Raw genomic sequence first — 24,932 nt, 5'->3', positions numbered from 1 at the left:
GGCCTTCCCGCTCGAAGGAACCGCCGACCATCGACGCGCTGCTCCGCCCCACGCCCAGCCGCTCGCTGTCCCGCGAGGCCCGCGCCCGCGGCGTCACCGCGGTCCTCGGGCCGACCAACACCGGCAAGACGCATCTCGCCATCGAGCGGATGCTCGCCCACCCGACCGGCATGATCGGGCTGCCCCTGCGGCTGCTCGCCCGCGAGGTCTACCTGCGCGTCGTCGCGAAGGTCGGCCCCGAGAAGGTCGCCCTCGTCACGGGCGAGGAGAAGATCAAGCCGGACCGTCCGCGCTACTGGATCTGCACCATCGAGGCGATGCCCCGGGACCTCGACGTGGCGTACGTCGCCATCGACGAGATCCAGCTCGCCGCCGACATGGACCGCGGCCACGTCTTCACCGACCGCCTGCTCTACGTCCGCGGCCGGGAGGAGACTCTGCTGATCGGTTCCTCGACCATGCTGCCGCTGGTCCAGGACCTCATTCCCAACGTCCACACGACGACCCGGCCGCGGCTCTCGCAACTCACCTTCGCGGGGGAGAAGCGGCTGTCGCGCCTGCCGCGGCGCACCGCCATCGTCGCCTTCTCGGCCGAGGAGGTCTACGCGATCGCCGAGTTGATCCGCCGCCAGCGCGGGGGCGCCGCGGTGGTACTCGGCGCCCTGTCGCCGCGGACCCGCAACGCCCAGGTCGAGATGTACCAAGCGGGCGACGTCGACTACCTCGTGGCCACCGACGCGGTCGGGATGGGCCTCAACCTCGACGTCGATCACGTCGCGTTCGCGGCCAACTGGAAGTACGACGGCACCCGCTTCCGCAAGCTCACCCCCGCCGAGATGGGCCAGATCGCGGGGCGCGCCGGCCGCCACCTCGCGGACGGTACCTTCGGCTCGACCGGACGCTGCCCGCCCTTCGAGGCCGAGCTGGTGGAGCGGCTGGAGAGCCACGACTTCGATCCCCTGCGCATCCTGCAGTGGCGCAACCCGGATCTCAGCTTCGGCAGCCTCGAAGGCCTGCAGGCGAGCCTCGACGAGCACCCGCGCGAATCGGGCCTGACGCGCGCGCCCATGGGGGAGGACCAGCAGGCTCTTGAGATCCTCATGAAGGAGGACGACATCCGCGACATGGCGCGGAGCGCCGCCACGGTGCGCCGCCTGTGGGACGTCTGCGGCGTGCCGGATTACCGCAAGGTCCACCCGCAGGTGCACGCCGATCTCGTGGCGCAGCTCTACCGGTTCCTCATGAAGGGCATGGCGGGCCGCATCCCCGACACGTGGTTCGCCGAGCAGGTCGCGATGATCGACCGGACCGACGGCGACATCGACACGCTGTCCCGCCGGATTGCCCAGGGACGCACCTGGACCTTCGTGGCGAACCGTCCCGACTGGCTGCGCGACCCAGAACATTGGCAGGGCGAGACGCGTCGGGTAGAGGACAGGCTGTCCGACGCCCTGCACGAACGCCTCGCGAGCCGCTTCGTCGACCGGCGCACAAGCGTCCTGATGCGGCGCCTGAGAGAGAACACGATGCTCGAAGCCCAGATCACCGCCGACGGTGACGTCACCGTCGAGGGTCAGCATGTCGGCCACCTTCACGGATTCCTGTTCGTTCCCGATGCCAGCGCCGAGGGGCACGAGGCCAAAACCCTGAGGAGCGCCGCCGAGAAGGCGCTCGCCGGGGAGATCGAGTCCCGGGCCGAGCGGTTTTCGGCAACGGCCGATTCGACCCTCGTGCTCTCGCACGACGGCACGATCCGCTGGACCGGCGCGCCCGTCGCCAAGCTCACCCCCGGCGAGAAGCTGTTCGCCCCGCAGATCCGTCTGCTGGCGGACGACAGCCTGACCGGCGCGCATCGCGAGAAGGTCGAGGCGCGCCTCGACGCGTGGTTGAAGGCCTACATCGTGCGGCTGCTCGGGCCGCTGATGGAGATCGAGACCGCGGCAGACCTGACTGGCCTCGCCAAGGGAATCGGCTACCAAGTCGTCGAGGCGCTCGGCGTGCTGGAGCGCTCGAAGGTGGCGCACGAGATGCGCAGCCTCGACCAGGAGGGCCGCGGCGCCCTGCGCCGCCACGGCGTCCGGTTCGGCGCCTACCACATCTTCCTGCCGGCGCTGCTGAAGCCGGCGCCCCGCACGCTCGCGGCCCAGCTCTGGGCCCTGCGCAACGGCGGCCTCGACCAGCGCGGCCTCGACGAGATCGCGCATCTCGCCGGCTCCGGCCGCACCTCGATCAAGGTCGACCGCGAGATCGCCAAGGGCCTCTACCGCGCGGCCGGCTTCCGGGTCAGCGGCGAGCGGGCGGTGCGGGTCGACATCCTGGAGCGGCTCGCCGACCTGATCCGCCCGGCGATCGCCTACCGGCCCGGTACCACCCCGGGCGCCCCGCCGGACGGCACCGCCGACGGCGACGGCTTCGTGGCCACCGTCGGCATGACCTCGCTGGTCGGATGCTCGGGCGAGGATTTCGCCTCGATCCTGAAGTCGCTCGGCTACAATTCCGAGGCGCGCCCCGGCCCGGCCATCACGGTGCCGCTCGTCCCCGCTGCCGCCACCGCGCCGGCGGCGCCGACCGCCGCCGAGGCGTCCTCCGAGGAGGCTGTCGCCGCGCAGGCTGATGCCGCCGAGCCGGTCGGCGACGAGGCCCCGGCCGCCGAGGGTGTCGAGACCACCGCCGATCACGCTGACGCGGCCGAGGAAGCCCCGGCCGCCCTCGAGGCGGAGCCCGCCGAGGGCGAGACTGCGGACGAGTCGGCCGGCACGCCGGTCGACGCGGCCACCGAGGCGCCCGCGACCGAGGCGCTCGCGACCGAGACATCTGCGACCGAGTCGCCCCACGCCGAGGCGGAGCAGCCGGCCGAGGCGGACGCCGCGCCGGCGGCCGAACCCATCGCCGAGGAGACCGCGCCCGACGCGGCCGCCGAGGCGGAGCCCGACGCGGCCGAGACGGCCGAGACGGCCGAGGCCGTTGGTGCCGAGGGCGAGGGCGCAGCCGAGATCCCGCAGATCGAGGTCTGGCGCCTGCAGCGCCACCAGCGCCCGGCCCACCAGCGCCCGCAGAACCGTCCCCGCGGGGCTGGTCGGGGGCGCGACGGCGGCCAGCAGGGCCAGCATTCGGGACAGGGGCGTCCCGACGGTGGCCGGCCGGAGCAGCGCCGGGCCGAGGGCGACGGTGGCCCGCGCCCCGGCCGGGACCGCGGCCCGCGCCGCGACCGCTTTGAGGGCGGCCGTCCGGAACGCCGCGACGACCAGCGCGGCGCCGAGCAGCGCCATTCCGGCCCGCGGCCCGACCAGCGGCCGCCGCGGCGCGAGCGGGCGCCTGATCCGGACTCGCCCTTCGCCAAGCTCGCGGCCCTGAAGGCGCAGCTCGAGGCCGGCGACGGCGGGAAGCGCTGATCCGCGGCGGATGCGCGAGGACCGGCAGCGCCTCGACAAGTGGCTGTGGTTCGCGCGCTTCGCGCGGACCCGGTCGCTCGCGGCGCGGCTGGCTTCCGACGGCTTCGTGCGGGTGAACGGCAGCCGGGCCGAGAACCCCGCGAAGGCCATCAGCATCGGTGACGTGGTCACGGTGGCGGCGCCCCACGCGACCCTGGCCGTGCGGGTCCTCGGTCTCGGCCTGCGCCGCGGCCCGGCGTCGGAGGCGCGGCTCCTCTACGACGACCTGTCGGGCGGCACCCTGTCGGTCGAGGACGGTCCGGACGGGCCGTCCGAGTGATGAGGTCGCGCCACAGCGGCCGCGCGAGCGACCCGACGCGAACCCTTGCGGCGCCCGCACGCTTGTCAGTCCGGGAGGCAGCGTCTAGAGCCGTGGGCCTCCGAGATCCGTCCCAGTGTCGGGTCTCACCGGCGTTCCCCTCGCAGCACCCTCCGGGCGTGCGGGCCGTCCCCAGGCTCCGCCCGGGCCAAGTCGAGTTTTAGGACGAAGACATCCGATGACCTACGTCGTCACCGACAATTGCATCAAGTGCAAGTACACGGACTGCGTCGAGGTCTGTCCGGTGGACTGCTTCTACGAAGGCGAGAACATGCTCGTCATCCATCCAGACGAGTGCATCGATTGCGGCGTCTGCGAGCCGGAATGCCCCGCCGAGGCGATCAAGCCCGACACCGAGTCGAATCTCGACACGTGGCTGAAGCTGAACGCCGACTACGCCAAGTCCTGGCCCAACATCACGCAGAAGAAGGAAGCCCCGGCCGACGCCAAGGATTGGGACGGCAAGAGCGGGAAGCTCGAGGCGCATTTCTCGCCCAACCCCGGCTCGGGCGACTGACCCCGCGCCGGCCCCGCAGGTTCTGACGCCGGCCCGCGGCCCGCTTCCCAGATTGCGGGAAGATCTGTCGGGCCCGTGCCGCCTCTGAACCCCGCGGCGGGGCTGCGTCATACGAGGGCCTGATACGCGGCCAGGTCATTCCTGTCCCGCCGCACCAGTGTAAAACTCTTTGGCGCCGCGCTTGGTCCGCGCGTGCGTCTTCAGGGATGCTTTGATCTGCGCGCCGGATTGTGGTAGACAATCCGCCTGCCGTCGCTCGCGCCTGACGTGCTCCCTCCGGCTGAAACGCCTTCGCTTTTCGTGGGTTAGGAGTAGTACGCGCTCGACCGCTGAAGGTGACTTCGGCGGGCGGGCCAGGCGTTTGCACGGCCGCGCCGGGGAACGCCCGGATTCGTGCGCTCGGCGCCGGGTCCGGGAGCGGCGAGGCAGACCGGGTGTCCCGCCCGGAAGAACACGGTTTCGCGCGGCGCCGAACGCTGCGCGCCAGTGGAGGCCCTTCTCGCATGACCACAGCCAAGAAGACGACGACCGCAGGCCGGCAGGGCTTCAAGACCGGCGAGGCTGTCGTGTATCCGGCCCACGGCGTCGGTCGCATCACCGCGATCGAGGAGCAGGAGATCGCCGGCTACAAGCTTGAGCTGTTCGTCGTATCGTTCGAGAAGGACAAGATGGTCCTGCGCGTCCCCACCGCGAAGGCCAACAGCGTGGGCATGCGCAAGCTCGCCGAGCCGGAACTGGTCAAGAAGGCGCTCGACCTGCTGACCGGCCGCGCCCGGATCAAGCGCACCATGTGGTCGCGCCGCGCGCAGGAATACGAGGCCAAGATCAACTCGGGCGACCTGCTCGCCGTCACCGAGGTCGTGCGCGACCTCTTCCGGTCCGAGGCTCAGCCGGAGCAGTCCTACTCCGAGCGCCAGCTCTACGAGGCTGCCCTGGACCGGATCGTGCGCGAGATCTCGTCGGTGAACCGCATCACCGAGACCGAGGCCCTGAAGCTGATCGAGCAGAGCCTCGCCAAGTCGCCCCGCCGGGCGAAGAACGAGGCGGAGCCCGAGGCCGAGGCCGACGGTGACAGCGAGGGCGACGACATTCAGGAGGAGGCCGCCTGAGGCGCGCTTCCCCCCCGCGGACGACATCGAACCCGGCCCCTGTGGCCGGGTTTTTTGTGCCCGGACTGGTCCGAACCGGCGCGCCGGCCCGGTCGCTTCGGGACATCCGGGCTGGACGGCGCGCGGCCGGATCCCATCTGATCGGGACGGAACACGATTTCGTGGCCGCCCGGTTGTCGCATTGTGGGGCATCGGGACGGAACTTTCGCGTTTTGCCTTCCGTTGTCGGTTGCCTGGCGTCGCCTCCCGGTGGCGCCTGCGCGTCGGGCTATCGGCTCGACGCCGCAACAGCACTCGACAACAAGAGGCAGGCGGATGGCTGAGATCGCGGGAATTCGACGGCAGTTCATACGGACTGCCATGGAGGCACCCTTCCTGGCCCGGGAAGAAGAGCGCGGCCTCGCCGTCCGCTGGAAGGACGAGCGTGACGAGCGGGCCCTCCACCGACTGATCTCCGCCCATATGCGCCTCGTCATCGCCCTGGCGGGGCGTTTTCGTCACTACGGCCTACCCATGGCCGATCTCGTCCAGGAAGGGCATGTCGGCCTGATGGAGGCCGCCGCCCGGTTCGAGCCCGAGCGGGACGTCCGCTTCTCGACCTACGCGACGTGGTGGATCCGCGCGTCGATCCAGGATTACATCCTGCGCAACTGGTCGATCGTGCGCGGCGGCACGTCCTCCGCGCAGAAGGCCCTGTTCTTCAACCTGCGGCGGCTGCGCGCCCGGCTGATGCAATCCACCGAGGAGCATGTCGGCGACGAGATCCACCGCCGCATCGCCAGCGCCATCGGCGTGTCGCGGGACGACGTCGCCCTGATGGACGCGCGCCTCTCCGGTCCCGACATGTCGCTCAACGCCCCCGTGGGCGAGGACAGCGACGCCTCCTCGGAGCGGATGGACTTCCTCGTCGACGGCGCCGACCTGCCGGACGAGACCGTGAGCGCCACGGTCGACGGCGAGCGTCGCTTGAGCTGGCTCCAGCAGGCCCTGACCGTGCTGTCGGAGCGCGAGCTGCGCATCCTGCGCGAGCGCCGCCTCGCCGAGGATCAGGCGACCCTGGAAGCCCTGGGCCAGAGGCTCGGCATCTCCAAGGAGCGCGTCCGCCAGATCGAGAACCGGGCCCTGGAGAAGCTGCGTCGCGCCCTGGCCGACCGCTTCCCCGCCGCCACCGGCAGCCCGCATATCGGCTGAGCCCACACGGTAGCGACACCGACGCGAAGCCCGGCCCCGAGGCCGGGTTTTCGCGTTTCAGAGGGCCCCGCGTCCGGCGGCACCGCAACGCGCGGGGGCGGCCCCGATCGGGTCCTATAGCGGGTCGACGCGGGTTTCGGTCGCGGGGTCGGTTCAGGCTCCCTGCGCGGCGGTGCTGCGCCGCTCCCGCCGGCGACTGCGCCGGCCGGGCTCGGGCGTCGCGTCGAGCCAGATCACCAGCGCGAGGGCGATGAGCGCCGGCAGGCCGAGGGCCAGGAAGGCGCCGGTCCAGCCGAACATCCCGTAGGACAGGCCGCCGTACCAGCCCGACAGGGCGCCGCCGACGCCCTGGATGGCGTTGACGCTGCCGATGGCCGTCTGGGTCCGGCCGGAGCCCCAGGTCAGGTCGGCGACGATGACCGGCACCGCCACCCCGACGATGCCGGACGCGACGCCGTCCAGCACCTCGGCGGCGATCAACCAGACCGGATCGTCGATGAGGCCGGACAGCAGCGCCCGCACCGGCAGGACCGCGAAGGCGACCATCAGCAGTTGGCGGCGGCCGCGCTTGTCGGCGAGCGATCCGGCGAACAGCGCCACCGGGACCATCACCAGCTGGGCCACCATGACGTAGCGGGCCGTCCAGGTCGTGGCGTCGGCCGCGGTCGCGACCAGCTTCTGGCCGAGCAGCGAGAGCATGCCGCCGTTCCCGAGATTGAACAGGGTCAGCGCCACGGTCAGCACCAGCAGGCGACGGTTCCCCAGGACCTGGCGGAGGCCGCTGCGCTCCGGCTCGTCCGAATCGTCCTCCTTCCAGCCGACGGCGCGGCGGCGGCTCCACGCCTTGGCCGGCATCGTCGCCGTCGCGACGATCGCCGCCAGCGCCATGCCGCCCAGCACCCAGAAGGCGATCGCCGGGCCGAAATAGCCGGTGCCGAGGCTGATGGCGCCCGCGGCGATCAGGATGCCGACGTGATTGAAGGCCTGGTTGCGCCCCTGCTGCGCGGGGAACCGGTCCTTGCCGACGATACCCAGGGTCAGCGCCGCGACGGCCGGCAGCAGCAGGGTGCCGCCGGCCGCCGCGAACAGCTGCGCGCACAGCACCGCCGGGAAGCTGCGGGCCGGCAGGAGCAGCAGCGTTCCCACCAGGATCGCCCCGCAGGCCAGCGCGATCAGCAGGCGCGGGCGCGGGAACCGATCGACCAGGGCACCGAACGGTCCGCTCAGGAACAGCGTGCCGATGCCGACCAGCGTGATGACGAACCCGACCCGCGCGGGGCTCCACGAGGCCGATTCTGCCAGCCAAGTCCCGAGAAAGGGTCCGAGGCCGCCCTGGATGTCCCCGATGAACAGGTTGATCAGGGCGAGGTTTGCGGTGGGGGCCATGCGATCCTGGAGCCGTTTCGGGCCCCGGACCTGTACTCCCCCCCCGGAACGGTCAAGCCCGGATCGCCGCCATCATCGCCGCACCGCTCCCGCGGCGGACTCGCTGCACCGGCCTCACGGCTCCCGCGGGCCGTACTGCATCAGCCCCTCCCCGAATGACCAGTTCTCCGGGTTGACCTCGACGAGGTTGATGAAGACGTCCCCCGGCGCCACGCCGGGATCGCGGGCGAGGTTGCGGGTCACGGCGACGTAGAGGGCGCGCTTCTGCGCGGTGCCGCGCGTCGCGTTGGCGGTGATCTGGACGATCACGAGGCGGTCGCTGCGCCGGATCCCGAGATAGTCGGGACCGTAGACGAAGTCCGACGCGTCGTGCTGGTGCACCAGGGCGAACAGGTCGCCCTCCGGCACCGCGAAGGTCTCGCGCATGGCGTCGTAGACACCCGCGACGAGGGCGGCCCTGTAGGATTCGGTCGTCCCGGCACGCAGGGAGATGCGGGTCAGAGGCATGGTCTCACTCCTCGATCGGTCCGAGATCAGCGGCCGCGCGCCGCGGCGAGGCCGGGCGCGGCGAGGTGGGCGATCGCGGTTCCGGACAGCCCGGCGGCCGGCTCGGCGCGGAGGGTGAAGCGGGTGAGGCGCCATCCGTCGGGATCGAGCCCGGCCACGGTGGCGAGGACGTCGCGCCCGGCCGCGATGTCGTGCCCGCGTCCCCGCTCGTCGTCGCGCAGGGCGGAGAGATCCTCCGCGGGCCCGACGAGACGCGTCTCCTCCGAGAGGGCGCCCGCGGCGTCGCCCGGCCCGAACGCGGCTGCGACCGCCAGCCACGTCTCGATGCGCGGCCGGCCGAAGCTCGCGATCACGGCGCCGAATCCGGCCCCGGCCAGGAACGCGGCGGCGGCGCCGGCATCCTGCCACAGATAGAGAGAGCTGTAGGCGTTAGCGGCGGCCCCGCGCGCCCGGTCCTCGACCGTGAAGGCCTTGAAGACGAGGCCTGGCACCGCGTCCCAGGCCGGTGCGCGGGTGGCGACGCGCGCGCGGATCCTGTCCATGGCGTAGTCGGCCGGCAGACGATGCCGGTAGCGGGTGATCAGCATGGGGCACTCCCGAAGAGGCCCGCAGGCTTGCACGCCGCGTCGATAACGGCGACATATCGGCACCGATATCTACGATAAGAGTGCGTTATGGTCGCCGATCGTCCCCTCGACCTCGAAGGCGTCCTGGCCTTCGTGCGCGTGGTCGATCTCGGCAGCTTCACCCGTGCCGCCGAGGCGCTCGCCACGTCGCAGGCGGCGATCAGCCTGCGGCTGAAGCGGCTCGAGGACCGGCTCGGCACGCGCCTCCTGGACCGGACCCCGCGGCACGTGGACCTGACGCGCCAGGGCGCCCTGTTCCTGCCGGCCGCTCGGCGCCTCCTGGACGCCCATGACAGCGCCGTGGCCGACGCGGCGACGGCGCAGCCCGCCCGGCTCAGCCTCGGGATCAGCGACCACGTCGCCGGCCCCGACCTGCCGGTGCTGCTGCGGCGCCTGGGCCTGGATCGGGCCGGGCTGATCACGGAGGTGCGGATCGTCCCGTCGCGCGACCTCGCGGCCGCGTTCGGATCCTCCGGCGAGGGCGGCTACGACGCGGTGATCTTCCGGACGGAGGACGAGGCCGGCCACGGCGGCGCGGTCCTGGCGGAGGAGCGGCTGGGCTGGTTCGCCGCACCGGATTTCCCGGCGCCCCGGCCGGGCGAGACGCTGCGTCTGGCGGGGCTCGCGGGCCCCTGCACGGTCCGGGGCGCGGCGACGCGGGTTCTCGACGCGGCCGGGCTCCCCTGGACCGAGGTCTTCGTCGGAGGCGGCGTGCTGGCGGTGGGGGCGGCCGTGATGGCGGGGCTGGCGGTGGCGGCCCTGGCGCCGAGCACGGCCCCGGCCGGTGCCGTGGAGGTCGGCGGCCGGTTCGGGCTGCCGGAACTGCCGCGCACCTTCGTGGTGCTGCGCGCCCGCCGCCTGGCCGGGCGCCCCGCCGAGGCGCTGCGCGCCCTGGCGGCGGCCTATCGCGGTCCCGGCGGCCGCTGAGCGGCCGCCGGCTCGTCCTGCCTCAGGAGGCGAGCGGGCCCTGGGCGCCCTGCTGCTCCATCACCTTCTGCCGGTAGAGGCCGACGAAGTCGATCGGGTCGATGTACAGGGGCGGGAAGCCGCCGTTGCGCACCGCCTCGGCCACGATCTGGCGGGCGAAGGGGAAGAGCAGGCGCGGGCACTCGATCATCACAGCCGGATGGATCTGGTCGGCCGGGATGTTGAGAAGCCGGAAGACGCCGGCATAGGTCACCTCGAAGGCGAACAGCACCTCGTTCTGGATCTTGGCGTCACCCTCGAGCTTCAGCTCGACCTCGAAATCGGTCTCGGAGAGCTGCTGCGCGTTGACGTTCACCTGGATGTTGATCTGCGGCCCCTGACCCTCCTTGGGCTGGAGCGAGCGCGGTGCGTTCGGATTCTCGAAGGAGAGGTCCTTCGTGTACTGCGCCAGGGCGTTGATGGTCGGCGCATCGCCCTGCGGCATGCCGCCGCCGTTGCCGTTCGCTGCCGGGGAATCGGCCATGCGGATCATCCTTCTCGATCGACCGGCAGGGCCGGCGCGGGTTGTTGTCGCGGCGGGAGCGGCTGGATCACGCCGCGGAACTGCCCAAACGGCAGGGCCGCTAACACGCGGGCCGGGCCTGGACAAGCGAGCGGGCGCGGCGCTGGCGCCGGCGGCCCCCACGACCCATATCGACCGGATCGCAATTGACGCGTGGGTTCGATCGTCCGGCCGACACAACCGGCTCGCTCCCGACGCGTTGGTCGGATATGAGTCGGCCAGACCTCTGCGCGCTTAGCCGGCGCCGCACCGCGCGCGACCTGAGCAAGGGGCACAGGGTCTCGCCGCGGCCACCATCGGATCGGTGATGCAGGACAGTTTCGACGTTACGACGATCATCTTCCTCGCGCTGGCCGTCTTCGTGATCTGGCGTCTGCGCTCGGTGCTCGGTCAGAAGACGGGGGCCGAGCGCTCGCCGTTCAAGCCGGTCGACCGCAGCCGGACTGAGCCCCAGGCGCGCTCCGACGGCGACAACGTCGTTCGCCTGCCCGGCGCCGACCGGGTCCAGGCCGCGCCGCAGCCCGCCGCCGCCCCGCGGGACTGGCGCGGGATCGCCGAGCCGGGATCCGAGGTCGCGCGCGGCCTGGAGGCCTGCATCCAGGCGGAGCCCAGCTTCGACCCCCGCGCCTTCATCGAGGGCGCCAAGTCGGCCTACGAAGCCATCATGATCGCCTTCGCCAAGGGCGACCGGAAGACCCTGCGCGGCCTCCTCTCGAAAGAGGTCGGCGAGGCGTTCGAGCGGGCGATCGCGGAGCGCGAGCGCAACCGGCAGACGCTCGAGACCACCTTCGTGTCGATCGACAAGGCCGAGATCGTCGCCGTCGAGGTGCGCAACCGCGTGGCGCACGTCACCGTCCGCTTCCTGTCGAACTTGATCACCGCCACCCGCGACGCCGACGGCAAGGTGGTGGACGGCAGCGCCGAGACGGTGGTCGAGGTGCCGGATGTCTGGACCTTCGCCCGCACGCTCGGCTCGCGGGACCCGAACTGGCAGCTCGTGGCCACCGAGGCCGGCGCCTGAGTCCGTGACCGGCGTTCCGTGACGATCTTGCCGTGCCGATGTCCCGCGCCCGGTCCGGAGCAGTCCCGGCCGCCCTCCTCGCGTCCCTCCTGAGTCAGGCCGTGTCCGCCGCGCCGACGGCGGTCGGCGGCGCGGTGCTGACCCCCGTGGCCGCGGCCGACCTGCCGGGCTTCCCCGGCGCGGGGGCTGAGGCGGCGCTCGACGCCTTCCGCCGCGTCTGCGCGGCCCCGCCGCCCGCTCTGCCCCAGCCCGACGGCGTCGTGGGAGATCCGGCCGCCCTCGCCGAGGCCTGCGCGGCCGCCGCCGGCCCCGTGCCCGACGCCGCCGCCTTCTTCCACGAGCGGTTCGAGGCGTTCCGCGTCGCGCGGCCCGGCGCGGACCGGCCCGGCTTCCTGACCGGCTATTTCGAGCCGGAACTCGCGGGTTCCCTCGAACTAGGCCCGGACTTCCCGACGCCTGTCCTGGCCCGCCCCGACGACCTGATCTCCCTCGGCCCCGGCGAGACCCGCCCGGGGCTCGACCCGGGCCTGCGCGCCGCCCGCGCCACCGCGGACGGCTTCGCCCCCTACCCCGACCGCGCCGCGATCGACGACGGCGCCCTCGGCGCGCGGGCGAAGCCGATCCTGTGGCTGCGCGACGCGGTCGACCTGCTGGTCCTGCAGGTCCAGGGGTCCGGGCGCGTCCGGCTGCCGGACGGGCGCGCGGTGCGGGTGCTCTACGACGGCCGCAACGGCCGCCCCTACACGGCGGTGGCCAAGCTGATTGTCCAGGAGGGCCACCTGCCCCTGGAGGGCCTGACGCTCGCCCGCTGGACCGGCTGGCTGCGCGCCCATCCCGAGACCGCCAAGCGCCTGATCCGCGCCAACGCCTCCTACATCTTCTTCCGCCTCGCTCCGGTCGCGGATCCGGTCCTCGGGCCGCCGGGCGCCGCGAATGCCCCGCTCAGCCCGGGCCGCAGCCTGGCGGTGGATTCGACCCTCTGGCGCTACGGCCTGCCGTTCTGGCTCGCCGGCCCCCTCCCCGGCGCGACTCCAGGTGAGGCCGGGCGCCTCGTCATCGCCGCCGATACCGGCTCGGCGATCGTGGGCCCTGCCCGCGGCGACCTCTTCGTCGGTACCGGTGCGGAGGCCGGCGTAGCCGCCGGCAACCTCCGCGACGCGATCGGCTTCGTGGTCCTGCTGCCGCGCCGCGCGGCGGTGCCCGGAGCCGCGCCGTGAGGGCCCCGCGCCGCGGGCGCCGCCTCACCGCGGGAGAGACCCGCCTCTGGGACGCGATCGCCAAGCTGGTCACGCCGCTGCCGGGCCGCGCCGCCCCGGTGCCCGAGACGCCTCCGCCGCCGGGCCCGACCGCCACCATGCCGGCCCTCTCGGCGCCGATCCTGAAGCCCAGCGCGCCGCCGGCCGCCAAGAGGCCGCGGGCGAAGCACCCGCCGAAGCCGGCCCCGGAGCCGGCGCGCCCGGCCACCGCCGCTCCCTACCAGGCGCCGCCCCAGCGGCACGCGCCGAGTGCCGGGCTGGAGCGGAACGCCAAGCTCGGCCTGCGCCGGGGGCGGCTCGCGATCGAGGCTCGGATCGACCTGCACGGGATGGTGCAGGCCGAGGCCCACGCCGCGCTGACGGGCTTCCTGCTCCGCGCCCGGGCCGCCGGGCATTCCTACGTGCTGGTCGTCACCGGCAAGGGCGGCCCGGGCCACGCGGACGCCTTCTCCGAGCGGGGCGTCCTCCGCCGCAGCGTGCCGCACTGGCTGCGGGGGCCGGACCTGCGCGGCATCGTCCTCGGCTTCGAGGAGGCCGCCCGCCACCATGGCGGCGGCGGCGCCCTCTACGTGCGCCTGCGCCGGCGGTAGGGCGGGTCCGAGCGCGGGACGCGCGGCAACCCGTCCGGATCCCCGCGGTTGCGGCGAGGTCCGATACCGATGATATCCGGGGCGGCGCACGGGGCGCCGCGGACGCAGAAATCGCGAGAGAGATGCCGGAGCTTCCCGAGGTCGAGACCGTGCGGCGGGGATTGGCGCCCGCCCTGGTCGGCGCGCGGTTTAGCCGCGTCACCCTGCGCCGGCCCAACCTGCGCTTCCCGTTCCCCGAGCGCTTCGCCGCCCGCCTCGAGGGGCGGACCGTCACGGGCCTCGCGCGCCGGGCGAAGTACCTCACCGCCGCCCTCGACTCGGGCGAGACGCTGGTCATGCATCTCGGCATGAGCGGGCGGTTCGACGTGGCCCTGCCCGACGGCAGCAACCTGTCGCCGGGAGACTTCTACCTCGAAGGCGCCCAGGGCACGCCCCGGCACGACCACGTGGTCATGGCGATGAGCACCGGCGCCACGGTGACCTACAACGACGCCCGCCGCTTCGGCTTCATGGATCTGGTCCCGAGCGCGGAGCTCGCGGCCTGCCGCCACTTCGCCCGGATGGGCGTGGAGCCCCTCGACGGGCTGACCGGGGCTGTGATCGCGCAGCTCTTCCGCCACAAGATCGCGCCGCTGAAGGCCGCCCTGCTCGATCAGCGCCTGATCGCGGGCCTCGGCAACATCTACGTGTGCGAGGCGCTGCACCGGGCGCGCCTGCATCCGGAGGCGCCGGCCGGGAGCCTCGCCCGGCCGGACGGGCGCCCGATGCCCAAGGCCAACGCCCTGGCCAAGGCGATCGTGCAGGTCCTCGAGGAGGCTGTGAAGGCCGGCGGCTCGACCCTGCGCGACTACGTCCACACGGACGGCAGCGCGGGCGCGTTCCAGCACGCCTTCCGGGTCTACGACCGGGTCGGCCTGCCCTGCAGCCGGCCCGGATGCGCCGGCGCGATCACCCGCATCGTGCAGGCGAACCGCTCGACCTTCTACTGCGCCACCTGCCAGCCCCCGGGCTGAGCGCGCCGATCGGCGCCTATCGCGCCGCGGAACGGCAATTTCGCCACAAACCCGACTAGGGTTAAGCCCCTCGACGTGCGCACCCGGTTGCGGGCAGCCGATCCCGGCCCGCGACGCGTAACGGGTCGCGCGGGCCCAGACAGGATCCCGATGTTCTTCCGCCGCTCAAAGACGCCCGCGCCCGAGACCGCCGCGCAGGATCCGACGGACGAGCCCGCCCTGCCGCAGCGGCTGTCGCCGCGCTCGCCCGGCGAGGCGATCAAGCCGACCGTCGCGCCCCCGCCGCCGGAGAAGCCCGAGCGCGAGCGGAGCGGCCTCGTGGGCCTGATCAGCGGCGCCTTGACCTTCGCGGTCGTCATCGCCATCGCGGCGATGATCGGGATCACGCTGTTCCAGCGGCAGGTGCGCGAGCCGGGCCCGCTCGCGGCCGACAAGGTCGTGGTCATCCCGACCCACAGCGGAACGGCCGAGATCGCCGAGACCCTGAAGCGCGAGGGCGTGATCGACCATACCGGCCTGTTCGAGTTCGCCGCCCGCTTCGGCGGCCGGCCGGCGCTGCGGGCGGGCGAGTACGTCTTCAAGGCGCACGCGAGCATCTCCGACGCGCTCGACACGATCGCCACGGGCCGGCAGGTCCAGCACGCCATCACCTTCCCGGAGGGCCTGACCTCCGAGCAGATCGTCACCCGCCTCAACGACAACGACGTGCTCGCCGGCGAGATCAACGAGATCCCCCCGGAAGGCTCGCTCCTGCCGGATACCTACAAGTTCGAGCGCGGCGCCACCCGGCAGCAGATCGTCAACCTGATGAAGGCCAAGCAGCGCGAGGTCCTGAACCAGATCTGGCTGCGGCGCAGCGCCGACGTGCCGGTGCGGACCCCGGCCGAGATGGTGACCCTCGCCTCCATCGTCGAGAAGGAGACCGGCCGCGCCGACGAGCGGCCCCGGGTGGCTGGCGTCTTCATCAACCGCCTCAACAAGCGGATGAAGCTGCAATCCGACCCCACGATCGTCTACGGGCTCGTGGGCGGGCGCGGCACCCTCGGCCGCGGGATCCTGCGCTCCGAGATCGACCGGCCGACCCCCTACAACACCTACGTGATCGAGGGCCTGCCGCCGGGGCCGATCGCCAATCCCGGCCGCGCCGCCCTGGAGGCGGTGGCCAACCCGTCCCGGACCAAGGACCTGTACTTCGTCGCGGATGGCACCGGCGGCCACGCCTTCGCCGATTCCCTCGAGGCGCACCAGCGCAACGTCGCCCGCTGGCGGGCGGTCGAGAAGAGCCGGCAGGCGCCGCCGGACGCCGTCGACAAGGTCGAGCCGGGCCCGGACTCGGCGACGCCGGGCCGCGCCTCGGCCTACGCGCCGGGCGGCGCCCCCGCGGGGAACGGGATCAACACCAACGCGGCCTTCGCCCTGGATACCGGCACGCCGGGCACGCGCGCCTTCGATGCCTCCGAGGGCACTCGCCTCGATCCGCTCAAGAACCGCAGCTACGATCTGGGCTCGCCCAAGACGGTCCCGACCCTGAGCGAGCCGGCACCGGCGCCGCGCGGCCGCCGCTAGGCAGCCGCGCCGGTCCGCGGCGCCGGCTTCGGCGACGTCGGGGCCACCCTCAATGCGCCCGCGGGTTCCGCGGGCGCCGCGGCGCCTCTGGCGGCTCGCCCGACAGCGAGGCCGCGATCTGCCGTCCCAGCTCGTAGAGCAGCGCTTCGAGCAGCGGCTGCACCCGCGTCGCCTCGCCGGGCCCGAGATCGCCGACCAGCTCCCACAGGCGCATCGCGTAATCGGCCATCCGCTCGACGGCGGTCCCCGGCTCGGTCGGAGCCCCGAGAAAACCGACCGGCGGCTCGTACGGGCCGTCGACCCGGCTGTCGGTGATGTCGATCACGATGCCCCGACCGTAGATGTGCCCGTCCGCGCGGCGCTCGAACCGACCCCGCGCCAGGACCCAGCGCACGACGCCCGGCGCGGGCACGATGCGGTGCTCCCAGGCGAAGAGACCGCCCTCCTCGCGGACGCGACGGCGCTCGCTCTGGTCCCGGGCGAGGTCCTCCGGGTGGAAGAGCGCGGAGAGCTGCTCCCAGGTGATGCCGTCCGCCGCCTCGGCCTCGGTCAGGCCGAAGATCCGCGCCATCGTCGCGTCCCCGCGCACGCATCCCGTGTGCGGCGCATCCTCCCAGATGCCGACGCCCAGCGCGGACATCCCGAACGGCGTGAGCGCGGTCCTCCCCAATACTGATCGCGGCATGCGCCATCCGAGTTCATGTGCAGACGAGCGGGATTTCGAGCACACCTTCACTGCGGAATGCAACGTCGGCCGCGCGACACGAAAGTGAAAACGTGACCACCGCGACCGCGCGGGCGACGGCGGACGGGGCCCGCGTCGCGGGCGGGCGGCCCTACCGGTCCCAACAGCGTGCCGGGTGCCGCTCGACTGCACGGCGCCGCCCGAGATGGCCGGGCGCGCGGCGCGCCCGACGCGCCTCAGGCGGCGCGCTCCGCCGCCAGATGGAGCATCAGCCGCTCGACGAGCCGCCCCGGTGGCCGGCCCGCCGGCCGGAGCAGCAGCGTCTCGATGGGAATCTCGGGCCGGAACGGCCGCAGCACGATGGGCAGCCCGCCGAGCGCCCGTGCCGGGACCGGATCGACGATGGCGGCGCCGAGTCCCTCGGCGACGAGGCCGCAGCGGGCCGCCGTGTACTCGGCCATCAGGGCGAAGCGCGGCGTCGCGCCGGCGCTCGCGAAGGCCGCCTCGGTGGCCGCCTGCACGGGGCTCGACCCGGCCGCGATCAGCGGCACCCCGGCGAGATCCGCCGCCGTGACGACGCGCCGGCGGGCCAGGGCGTGCCCGCGGGGCAGCGCGCACACGGCCGCGACCCGCAGGAACGGCTCGGCGCTCACCCCGGCATGGCCGGAGCGCGGCCGGGCCAGGCCGAGGTCACACTGGCCCGAGGCGGTCCACGACCAGATCGTGTCTGGGCTGGGGACGTGGACCGAGATGCGCAGATCCGGGCATTCCGCGTCGAGGCGGCGAATGGCGCGCGGCAGCAATCCGGCGGCCAGGGAGGGCTGGCAGGCGACGCGCAATCCGCCGGTGCCGCGCTCGCGGATCCGGCGCGCGGCCTGCTGCAGGTGATCGAGGCCCGCGTAGGTCTGCGCGACCTCCTGGGCGAAGGCCTCGCCCTCCGGGGTCGGGAACGCGTTGCCGTGCCCGCGCACGAACAGCGCGAAGCCGAGGGCCGCCTCCAGCTGCGCGATGGCGCGGCTGATATGGGGCTGCCCGATGCCCAGGACCTCGGCGGCCCGCGTCATGCCGCCGTGGCGCATCACGGCGCGGAAGAGGTCGAGATGTGCGGGATTCATCATGCCGAAACTGCATGGACGCGGGTCAGCGCGGCATTTGACGGCATCGGCCGGGACGGTTGTCAATGCCGCCCGCCGTCCCGACCCCGAGGCCCGTCCCGCAATGCTCGCCTTCGCGCTCTCCGCCCTGCTCGCCGTGCTGGCGGGCGCCGGCCTCGTCCTCCAGCAGATCCTGAACGCGAATCTCCGCGCGGGCCTCGACTCCGCGTCCTGGGCCGGCGTCTCCAGCTACGCGGTCGGGCTCGCCTGCATGGCGCTCCTCGCCGCCGCCCTGCGCGACCCGGTGCCGACGGCCGGCGTGGCGGAGCGCATCCCGTGGTGGACCTGGAGCGGCGGCCTGTTCGGCGCGGTGTTCATCGGCCTCGCGATCCTGCTGGTCCCGAAGCTCGGCGCCGCGACCTTCTTCGCGCTCCTCGTCACGGGCCAGATGGTCGCCTCGGTGCTGTTCGACCACGCCGGCCTGCTCGGCCTCGCGCAGCGGCCCGTCGACCTGCCGCGCCTCCTGGGGATCGCGCTCCTGATCGGCGGCGTCGTGCTGATCCGCCGCTAGAGCCGTGCGCGATCGCGCTGCAACCGAGCACGGCTCCAAGCCTTTGTCTTGACACGCTCTCTTGCGCCGGACCGGTATCCACTTCGGCGGAGAGCGCTCCAGGGCCGGATCACGGCGTCTCGGCCAGCAGGCCCTCGACGAAGGGGGCGAGGCCGGTGCGGCGCGCCCGCCGGAGGCGCTCGGCCGCCAGGATCCCCTGGAGGGCCCGGAAGGCGTTCTGCAGGTCGTCGTTGACGATGACGTAGTCGTACTCGACCCAGCGCTGGATCTCGGTCCGGGCGTTGGCGAGACGCTTCTCGATCGTCTCGGCGGAATCCTCCGCCCGGCGCTCCAGGCGCTGGCGCAGCTCGGCCATGCTGGGCGGCAGGATGAAGACCGTCACCACGTCCTGGGCGAGCTTGGAGCGCACCTGCCGCGTGCCCTGGTAGTCGATGTCGAAGATCATGTCCCGGCCGGAGCCCAGCACCTTCTCCACCGGCCGACGGGGCGTGCCGTAGAAGTTGCCGTGCACCTCGGCCCATTCGAGCAGATCGTCGCGCTCGCGCAGGTCGTCGAACGCCTCGCGATCGATGAAATGGTAGTGCCGCCCGTCGATCTCCGAGGGACGCCGTCCCCGCGTGGTCACCGAGATCGACAGGTCGAGCGCCCAGCTCGGATCCTGCGCGATCGCCCGCGTCAGGGTGGTCTTCCCCGCGCCCGAGGGCGAGGAGAGGATCAGGATCAACCCGCGCCGCGCGATCGAGTCGGAGACGCTCCCGGCCGGCTCGGTCATGCGCGTGGCTCCCCGACGTTTCGCATCCGTATCCTCACATCCCGATCCGGCATCGTGCCCAGCATCGTGCCCGGCATCATTCGATGTTCTGCACCTGCTCGCGGAACTGCTCGACCACGGCCTTCAGGTCGAGTCCGATCCGCGACAGGCTGATATCGTTGGCCTTGGCGCACAGGGTGTTGGCCTCGCGGCCGAATTCCTGGGCCAGGAAGTCCAGCCGCCGGCCGATCGCGCCACCGGCCGCCAGCAGGTCCCGGGCGCTCGCCACGTGGGCGCGGAGCCGGTCCAGCTCCTCGCGGACATCTGCCTTGCCGGCGAGCAGCATCGCCTCCTGGTGCAGGCGGTCCGGGTCGAGGCCGCTGCCGCCGAGGGCCGCGACGGCCGCCTCCAGCCGTGCCCGCACGGCCTCGGGCTGGCGGGCCGGGTTCTCCTCGGCCGCCTGGGTCAGCGCGGCGATCCGGTCGACCTGGGCGGTGACGACCTGCTCGAGCTGGCGCCCCTCGGCGCGGCGCGCCTCGACGAGATCCGCGACCAGCTGGACCACGCCCGCGGCCAGGTCCCGGGCGAGGGTGTCGGTGTCGGCCGCCTCGTCCTCGACCTCGATCACGCCGCGCACGCCGAGCAGCCCGTCCATCGTGGCGGGGGCAACGCCCTCGGGGACCGGCACCCGGGCCACCGCCTGGGCGAGGCTCGCCAGGAGCGTCTCGTTGATCCGCACCCGCGCGGTCGTCTCCGGCTTGGTGAGGGTCAGCGTCAGCTGGCACTGCCCGCGGGTGAGTGTCTTCTGGAGCGCGGTGCGCGCGGTCTCGCCGAGCCCGTCATAGCCGGCCGGCACGCGGGTGCGCACGTCGAGGCCGCGCCCGTTGACGCTGCGGACCTCCCAGGCCCAGTGCACCGGTCCGGCACTGCCCGCCGTCCGGGCGAAACCGGTCATGCTCGCGATCTGGGCCACGCCGACCCCCGTCCCCGTGAAGATCGGGGCCTGTAGCACGGATCACTCCGGTGGGAAGAGGCCGGTCGCCGCCGTCGCCGCGTCGCGAGGCGCGTCGGGCCGGCTCAGGCGGCGGCCGGCAGCTCCGGGACCGGGCAGAGCCACGCGCGCATCGCCGCGAAGGTCGACACGGCCGCGCCGGTGAGCGCGGCCTCCGCGGCCGGGTCGTCGCCGAACGCGTCCAGGCGCGTGCGGAAGGCGGCCCACATCGCCCCCGCGGCGGGCCCGTGCGCCCGGTAATAGGCGAGCCCCGCGTCGGAGAAGCCGTGCAGGCCGGCGATGTGGCGGCCGATCAGCTGCCCGCCGAGGGTCGATCCCTCCAGCACGTAGAGCGCGCCCGTGGCGGCGGCCGGCCCGCGGAGAACCGGAGCGGCCGGTCTCGGGAGCGCCGCGACCGCGCCGGGCTGGAGGCCGAGATGGACGAGGTCGGCCGCAAGGAGCGCGAGTCGGCGGCGCGGCGCCAGGAACGGCTCGTCGGCGAGCCCGGACCCGATGGCCGATTCCCAGACCGCGTGGAAGCCGTAGAGGCGTCCCAGCAGCTCCCGGTAGCCGCCGAGCGTCGCCACCCGCGCCTGCCAGTCGAGGGACGCCTCCAGCGCCCGGTGGGCCGGATCGGTCGCGGCGCGCAGCCGCGCGTGCAGGCCTTCGCGGGATCTCACGCGGTGATCGTGAAGCAGGCGCCGGGAGTGTTGGCGACGGTGAGCTTGGCGTTGATCTGGTCGAGCATCGCCCGGATCAGCTTCATGCCCAGGCCGGAGCCCTTGCTCCGCGCCTTGGCGTCCGCCCAGTCGTCGGGCAGGCCGGCCCCGTCGTCGCAGACGCGCAGCTGGATCTCGCCGGGGCCGGAGGCCGAGACTCTGACCTCGACGCGGCCGATGCCCGCCGGGTTGGCCGCGTATTTGAAGGCGTTGGTGACGAGTTCCGTGGCGATCAGCGAGAGCGCCACGGCCTTGCGGTAGGGCACCATCAGTCCGGGCTCCGCCGACAGGTCGACCGCGTGCCCGTCGCCGGCCAGCCCCGCGAGGTCGTTGCACAGGCTCTCGATGGTCTGGCCGAGATCGACCTCGTCGAACCGATCCGCCTGGTACAAGCTGTCGTGCACCCGCGCGACGCTCATCACCCGCGCGGAGGTGTCGGCGAAGGCCTGCCGGGCCTCGCCGTCGGCGATCTGGCGCCGCTGCATCTGCAGGAAGGCCGAGACGATCTGCAGGGAGTTCTTGACCCGGTGGTCGATCTCCCGCGTGAGCAGGTCCTTCTGCTCGAGCAGACGCTCCTTCTCGGCGAGCAGGCCGGTGAGCTCGTCGATCTTGCGCCGCTGGCGCAGCACCACGCCCTCGACCGCCTCGGCCAGGGAGCCGGCGAGCTGGACCTGCCATTCCGCGAACGGCGCGGCGAAGCCGGTGCGCTCCTCGACCCAGCGCTCGAACGAGCGGCGGGGCAGCACCGCCACGGGACCGCTTCCGGCAAGCACGGGCTTGCGCGGGTCGCCACCCCACGTGACCGTGCTGGGCACCTCGGGCCGGAACCACACCAGCAGGTTCTCGCGCGAATCGTCCACGAAGGCCGCGAGCAGGCCGCTGGCGATCTCGCGATGCGGCCCGGCCTCCGGAAAGTCGGCGCCGAAGCTGTCGCTGCTGTAGACGACCTCGCCCTCCGGCACGCGCGCCCGCAGCCAGCTGGCGATCGCCGCCACCGTCTCGGCCGGCGGCGTCCGGCCGATCAGCGTGACCCGCTCGCCCGAGACGATGCCGGCGCCGGTGGCGCTGAACAGGTCGAGCAGCGTCGTCGTCCCGGCCGTCAGGGCGGCCACGAAGTCGTCGGATCGCGTCAGGCCGCGCACGAGGCGCCCCTCGACGTCGAGATGCGCCTGCCGCTCGGCCCAGAGGCGGCGCGACTCGATCTCCTGCACCCGCATGGCGAAGGCGTCCGTGAGCACCGTGGCGGCCGCGCGCGTCTCCGGCGTGACGTAGTGCGGGCGGCGGTGGTGGCCGATCATCAGGCCCCACAGCCGTCCCTCGACCATGATCGAGATCGACATGGACCCGTTCACGCCGAGGTTGCGCTGGTACTCCAGGTGGATCGGCGAGAGCGTGCGGTGCTGGGCGAAAGTCAGGTCGATCGGGCCGTTGCCGGCGCCAGGGGCCGAGACCAGCCCGACCGGGACGCTGTCACGGTCGATGACGAAGCGGCTCTTGGCCTTGGTGTAGAGGGCCCGGGCCTGGGCGGGAATGTCGGAGGCGGGGAAACGCAGGCCCAGCAGGCTGCGCGACCAGCCCGGCACCTTGTCCTCGGCCACGGCCTCGCCGTTCCAGTCCGGGTCGAAGCGGTAGACCAGCACGGCCTCGAAGCCGGTCAGGGCCCGGATCTCGAGAGCCGCGATCCGGGCGGCCTCGGCCAGGGTCGCGGCCTCGCGCAGGCGACCGACGGCCAGCTCGGTATCGACCTGACTTGCCGTGGCGAAATCGTCGGCCGAATCCGGCTCCAGCTCCATCTCGACGATGACGCGGCCGGCATGGGCGTGGACGACGGCGTGATAGGCGCCGCGATCCGGGAAGGTCAGGGTCCGGCGCATGGAGGCGCCATCCTCGAGAGTCCCGCTCGCCAGCCGCGCGCGGATCGCCGCGACGACCTCCGCCGGAAGCACGTCCGCCAGGGGCCGGCCCGCCAGCGGCGGCTCGATCGGGTCGATGATCTCGCCGACATTGGCCGAGTAGGCCGCGACCAGGAGGGTTCCGGCATCGGCCGCGAGCATCACGGCGTTGGGCTGGATCGAGCCCGGGATGTGGATCGGCTCGCGCTCGCAGAGGCTGGCATCCACCGGCTCGGCGCGCACCCGCCGGCCGATCGCCGCCATCACGGCCTCGCGCGACAGGTCGGCGCCGAGGCTCTCGACGGGATCGATGGTCAGCCACGTCACCGGGCGCGTGCCGCCGATCTGGCCGTGTCGCATGTGGATCCGAGCCCGGAGCGGCTGCGGTAGCCGGCCGAAGACGTAGTCGAAGGTCTCGTCCAGGGCGCCGCGGCGCGCACCCGCGAGGAACCGGCCGCGGAAGCTCGGCACGTTGGTGCCCGGCATCACGTCGCGGAAATAGTCGCGCCCGAGGACGGCCTCGCGCGACAGCCCGGAGATCGCGCTCGCGCCCTCGCTGAAGGCCACGACGGTGCCGGCCGCATCGAGCCCGATCACGCCCTGGTCCAGGCGGTCGAGCGCGTCCGGCGCGATGACGTCGAGATCGACGTCCGTATCGGGGGCCTGGCTGGGCGGCATCAGGAGCGAAACCGGCTCATTCAGACCGGTATGGCGACCGAAATGGCCGAGCGCAATGCTAGTGATGTCAGCAAGATCAACGCCTCAGCTCCTCTGTATGATCTTAGACATAATACTGATAAGCCCTTCTTCAACCGTAGGATGGTACACCGGGCGATCATGCACGGCCTGGGCCGTCTGCTTGTCGGCGACGGCGTACGTGAGCAGGTGTGCGAGGTGTTCCACGGCCGGCCCGAGCATCTCGCCCCCGAGCAGTCGCCCGGACCGATCGGCCCAGATCCGCATGCCGCCGCGGTTCAGTCCCTCCACGCGGGCGCGCCCCTGGTCGGAGAAATCCAGGGCGCCGACGATCCGTCGATCGTCCTCCGGGTCGTAGGGCGCGCCGATCACCGCCGCCTGGGGATGGGTGAAGACCATCGCGAGGCTCGTCCACGGCTCCGGCGTCGCGACTGGGCGACCCGCCACGAGGGCGGCCGCGTTGGCGCCCGCGATCGTGCCCTGGCGGCTCGCCTCGTGCAGCACCGGTCGCCAGCCGTCGACGTCGCCGGCGATCAGGATCGGTGCCCCGGCGCAGACGAGGCTGCGCCGGTCGAAGTCCGGCACGCCCGTCTCGCCGATTCGAAGGCCGGTCGCCTCCAGCCCGAGGGGCTCCAGGTTCGGAGAACGGCCGGTGGCGGCCAGCACCCGCGCCGCCCGCGTGACCTGGTCGCGACCGTGGCGGTCGACCCAGCCGAGACGCACGCCGTCGCTGTCCGCAACGGCGTCCCGAACCTCGGCACCGAGGTGAAGATCCATCTCCGAACCGAAGATCGCGGCGGCCTGCCGGGCGAGATCGGGCTCGGTCAGGCCGGCGACGGTGTCGCCCGCGTCGATGACCGTGACGGCGACGCCGAGCCGGGCCATGGCCTGGGCGATCTCGATCCCGACGGCACCGGCCCCGAGAACGGCCAGCGAGGCCGGGAGATCGGGGATCTCGAAGAGCGTGTCGGTGGTGAGGACGTCCGCGCCGAGGCCCCGCAGGGGCTCCGGGACGATCGGGCTCGAGCCCGTGGCGATGACCGCGGCCCGGAAGCGGATCCGGATCGCGTCGTCGATCAGCAGGGTGCGGTCGCTCTCGAACCGCGCCGTGCCGCCGAGGCGCTCGTCTTCGGGGAGATCGTCGAGACCTTCGAGGACGCTGCCGACGAACCGGTCGCGCTCTTCGCGGAGGCGCCGCAGCACGGCGGGCCCGTCCACCGCGACGTCCGGAACCCGGATGCCGAACAGGCCGGCGGTGCGGGCCGCGTGGGCGGCGGTGCCCGCGGCAATCAGGAGTTTCGAGGGCATGCAGCCGACCCGCGCGCAGGTCGTGCCGCCGGGCCCGCGCTCGATCAGGACCGACCGCGCCCCCGCCGCCGTCGCGGCGCGATGGGCCGCGATTCCGGCGGTCCCGGCACCGATCACCGCCACGTCGTAGTCGAGTTCACGCATCAGCATTCCGGACCGTCCGCCGGGGCCAAAGCGTCACGGCCCAGGTTCGTTCCGCCTGCG

The 24,932-nt window shown here is 73.1% G+C and carries 23 protein-coding genes; 12 read left to right on the top strand and 11 right to left on the bottom strand.

Annotated elements, in window-relative coordinates; genetic code table 11:
* The first annotated feature begins 38 nt into the window (after positions 1-38).
* From ACQKQD_RS13845 to ACQKQD_RS13825, 5 genes are all read left to right on the top strand, one after another.
* Positions 39-3,392 (top strand): helicase-related protein, encoded by a 3,354-nt coding sequence (locus ACQKQD_RS13845; protein ID WP_427508726.1) that lies wholly within the window; start codon positions 39-41, stop codon positions 3,390-3,392.
* Positions 3,393-3,402: 10 nt separating this feature from the next.
* Positions 3,403-3,711: an RNA-binding S4 domain-containing protein gene (locus tag ACQKQD_RS13840; protein WP_427508627.1), complete on the top strand. Its 309-nt coding sequence runs from the start codon at positions 3,403-3,405 to the stop codon at positions 3,709-3,711.
* 217 nt (positions 3,712-3,928) lie between these two features.
* Entirely contained in the window at positions 3,929-4,267 is a 339-nt protein-coding gene (gene fdxA / locus ACQKQD_RS13835) for a ferredoxin FdxA (protein WP_020092693.1), read from the top strand.
* 503 nt (positions 4,268-4,770) lie between these two features.
* A complete protein-coding gene (locus ACQKQD_RS13830; RefSeq protein WP_020092694.1) occupies positions 4,771-5,376 on the top strand; it encodes a CarD family transcriptional regulator in 606 nt (201 codons plus the stop codon).
* 315 nt (positions 5,377-5,691) lie between these two features.
* A complete protein-coding gene (locus ACQKQD_RS13825) occupies positions 5,692-6,567 on the top strand; it encodes an RNA polymerase factor sigma-32 (protein ID WP_012320644.1) in 876 nt (291 codons plus the stop codon).
* A 153-nt stretch (positions 6,568-6,720) separates the two neighbouring features.
* On the opposite strand, the gene ACQKQD_RS13820 is transcribed toward ACQKQD_RS13825, so the two are convergent.
* The 3 genes from ACQKQD_RS13820 to ACQKQD_RS13810 all read right to left on the bottom strand — a co-directional run bounded on the left by ACQKQD_RS13820 (position 6,721) and on the right by ACQKQD_RS13810 (position 9,047).
* Positions 6,721-7,953, bottom strand: coding sequence for an MFS transporter (locus ACQKQD_RS13820; RefSeq protein WP_427508626.1), 1,233 nt, complete (start codon positions 7,951-7,953; stop codon positions 6,721-6,723).
* A 114-nt stretch (positions 7,954-8,067) separates the two neighbouring features.
* Entirely contained in the window at positions 8,068-8,460 is a 393-nt protein-coding gene (locus tag ACQKQD_RS13815) for a tautomerase family protein (RefSeq protein ID WP_427508625.1), read from the bottom strand.
* A gap of 26 nt (positions 8,461-8,486) precedes the next feature.
* Entirely contained in the window at positions 8,487-9,047 is a 561-nt protein-coding gene (locus ACQKQD_RS13810) for a DUF4865 family protein (protein WP_091926104.1), read from the bottom strand.
* Between the two features lie 87 nt (positions 9,048-9,134).
* Between ACQKQD_RS13810 and ACQKQD_RS13805 the strand changes: the two genes are divergently transcribed.
* A complete protein-coding gene (locus ACQKQD_RS13805; protein ID WP_020092699.1) occupies positions 9,135-10,013 on the top strand; it encodes a LysR family transcriptional regulator in 879 nt (292 codons plus the stop codon).
* 22 nt (positions 10,014-10,035) lie between these two features.
* Here the strand turns inward: ACQKQD_RS13805 and secB are convergent, their stop codons facing one another.
* A complete protein-coding gene (gene secB, locus ACQKQD_RS13800; protein WP_026604852.1) occupies positions 10,036-10,536 on the bottom strand; it encodes a protein-export chaperone SecB in 501 nt (166 codons plus the stop codon).
* Between the two features lie 346 nt (positions 10,537-10,882).
* On the opposite strand from secB, the gene ACQKQD_RS13795 reads away from it, so the two are divergent.
* The 5 genes from ACQKQD_RS13795 (at position 10,883) to mltG (ending at position 16,021) form a co-directional block, all read left to right on the top strand.
* Entirely contained in the window at positions 10,883-11,596 is a 714-nt protein-coding gene (locus tag ACQKQD_RS13795; protein WP_020092701.1) for a Tim44/TimA family putative adaptor protein, read from the top strand.
* A 32-nt stretch (positions 11,597-11,628) separates the two neighbouring features.
* Positions 11,629-12,813, top strand: coding sequence for a murein transglycosylase A (gene mltA / locus ACQKQD_RS13790; protein ID WP_427508624.1), 1,185 nt, complete (start codon positions 11,629-11,631; stop codon positions 12,811-12,813).
* The gene (locus ACQKQD_RS13785) at positions 12,810-13,442 is read left to right on the top strand and encodes a Smr/MutS family protein (protein ID WP_056525804.1); all 633 of its coding nucleotides are present in this window, start codon (positions 12,810-12,812) and stop codon (positions 13,440-13,442) included. Before mltA ends, ACQKQD_RS13785 begins: the two co-directional genes overlap by 4 nt.
* A gap of 122 nt (positions 13,443-13,564) precedes the next feature.
* Positions 13,565-14,455 carry a bifunctional DNA-formamidopyrimidine glycosylase/DNA-(apurinic or apyrimidinic site) lyase gene (gene mutM, locus ACQKQD_RS13780; RefSeq protein WP_427508623.1) on the top strand — a complete coding sequence of 297 codons (891 nt, stop codon included), beginning with the start codon at positions 13,565-13,567 and terminating at the stop codon, positions 14,453-14,455.
* 150 nt (positions 14,456-14,605) lie between these two features.
* The gene (gene mltG / locus ACQKQD_RS13775) at positions 14,606-16,021 is read left to right on the top strand and encodes an endolytic transglycosylase MltG (RefSeq protein ID WP_427508622.1); all 1,416 of its coding nucleotides are present in this window, start codon (positions 14,606-14,608) and stop codon (positions 16,019-16,021) included.
* 49 nt (positions 16,022-16,070) lie between these two features.
* Here mltG and ACQKQD_RS13770 read toward each other — a convergent pair whose 3' ends face one another.
* Together ACQKQD_RS13770 and ACQKQD_RS13765 are read right to left on the bottom strand one after the other, a co-directional pair.
* The gene (locus tag ACQKQD_RS13770; protein ID WP_244526920.1) at positions 16,071-16,706 is read right to left on the bottom strand and encodes a PAS domain-containing protein; all 636 of its coding nucleotides are present in this window, start codon (positions 16,704-16,706) and stop codon (positions 16,071-16,073) included.
* Between the two features lie 236 nt (positions 16,707-16,942).
* The gene (locus tag ACQKQD_RS13765) at positions 16,943-17,824 is read right to left on the bottom strand and encodes a LysR family transcriptional regulator (RefSeq protein ID WP_427508621.1); all 882 of its coding nucleotides are present in this window, start codon (positions 17,822-17,824) and stop codon (positions 16,943-16,945) included.
* A 100-nt stretch (positions 17,825-17,924) separates the two neighbouring features.
* Between ACQKQD_RS13765 and ACQKQD_RS13760 the strand changes: the two genes are divergently transcribed.
* The gene (locus ACQKQD_RS13760; protein WP_020092709.1) at positions 17,925-18,371 is read left to right on the top strand and encodes a DMT family transporter; all 447 of its coding nucleotides are present in this window, start codon (positions 17,925-17,927) and stop codon (positions 18,369-18,371) included.
* Between the two features lie 109 nt (positions 18,372-18,480).
* On the opposite strand, the gene gmk is transcribed toward ACQKQD_RS13760, so the two are convergent.
* The 5 genes from gmk to ACQKQD_RS13735 form a co-directional block, all read right to left on the bottom strand.
* Positions 18,481-19,143, bottom strand: coding sequence for a guanylate kinase (gene gmk / locus ACQKQD_RS13755; protein ID WP_056525786.1), 663 nt, complete (start codon positions 19,141-19,143; stop codon positions 18,481-18,483).
* A gap of 76 nt (positions 19,144-19,219) precedes the next feature.
* Positions 19,220-20,077: a YicC/YloC family endoribonuclease gene (locus tag ACQKQD_RS13750; protein ID WP_056526155.1), complete on the bottom strand. Its 858-nt coding sequence runs from the start codon at positions 20,075-20,077 to the stop codon at positions 19,220-19,222.
* Positions 20,078-20,199: 122 nt separating this feature from the next.
* On the bottom strand, positions 20,200-20,793 hold the full coding sequence (locus ACQKQD_RS13745) for a biliverdin-producing heme oxygenase (RefSeq protein ID WP_056525777.1): 594 nt from the start codon (positions 20,791-20,793) through the stop codon (positions 20,200-20,202).
* Positions 20,790-23,402 (bottom strand): histidine kinase dimerization/phosphoacceptor domain -containing protein, encoded by a 2,613-nt coding sequence (locus ACQKQD_RS13740; protein WP_091679711.1) that lies wholly within the window; start codon positions 23,400-23,402, stop codon positions 20,790-20,792. The genes ACQKQD_RS13745 and ACQKQD_RS13740 overlap by 4 nt, the downstream gene beginning before the upstream one ends.
* Before the next feature lie 84 nt (positions 23,403-23,486).
* On the bottom strand, positions 23,487-24,872 hold the full coding sequence (locus tag ACQKQD_RS13735; protein WP_100251471.1) for a dihydrolipoyl dehydrogenase: 1,386 nt from the start codon (positions 24,870-24,872) through the stop codon (positions 23,487-23,489).
* Between the last annotated feature and the right edge of the window lie 60 nt (positions 24,873-24,932).

Source organism: Methylobacterium sp. NPDC080182 (assembly GCF_050281105.1).
Classification (GTDB): domain Bacteria; phylum Pseudomonadota; class Alphaproteobacteria; order Rhizobiales; family Beijerinckiaceae; genus Methylobacterium.
This window is presented reverse-complemented; position numbering and strand designations above follow the sequence as displayed.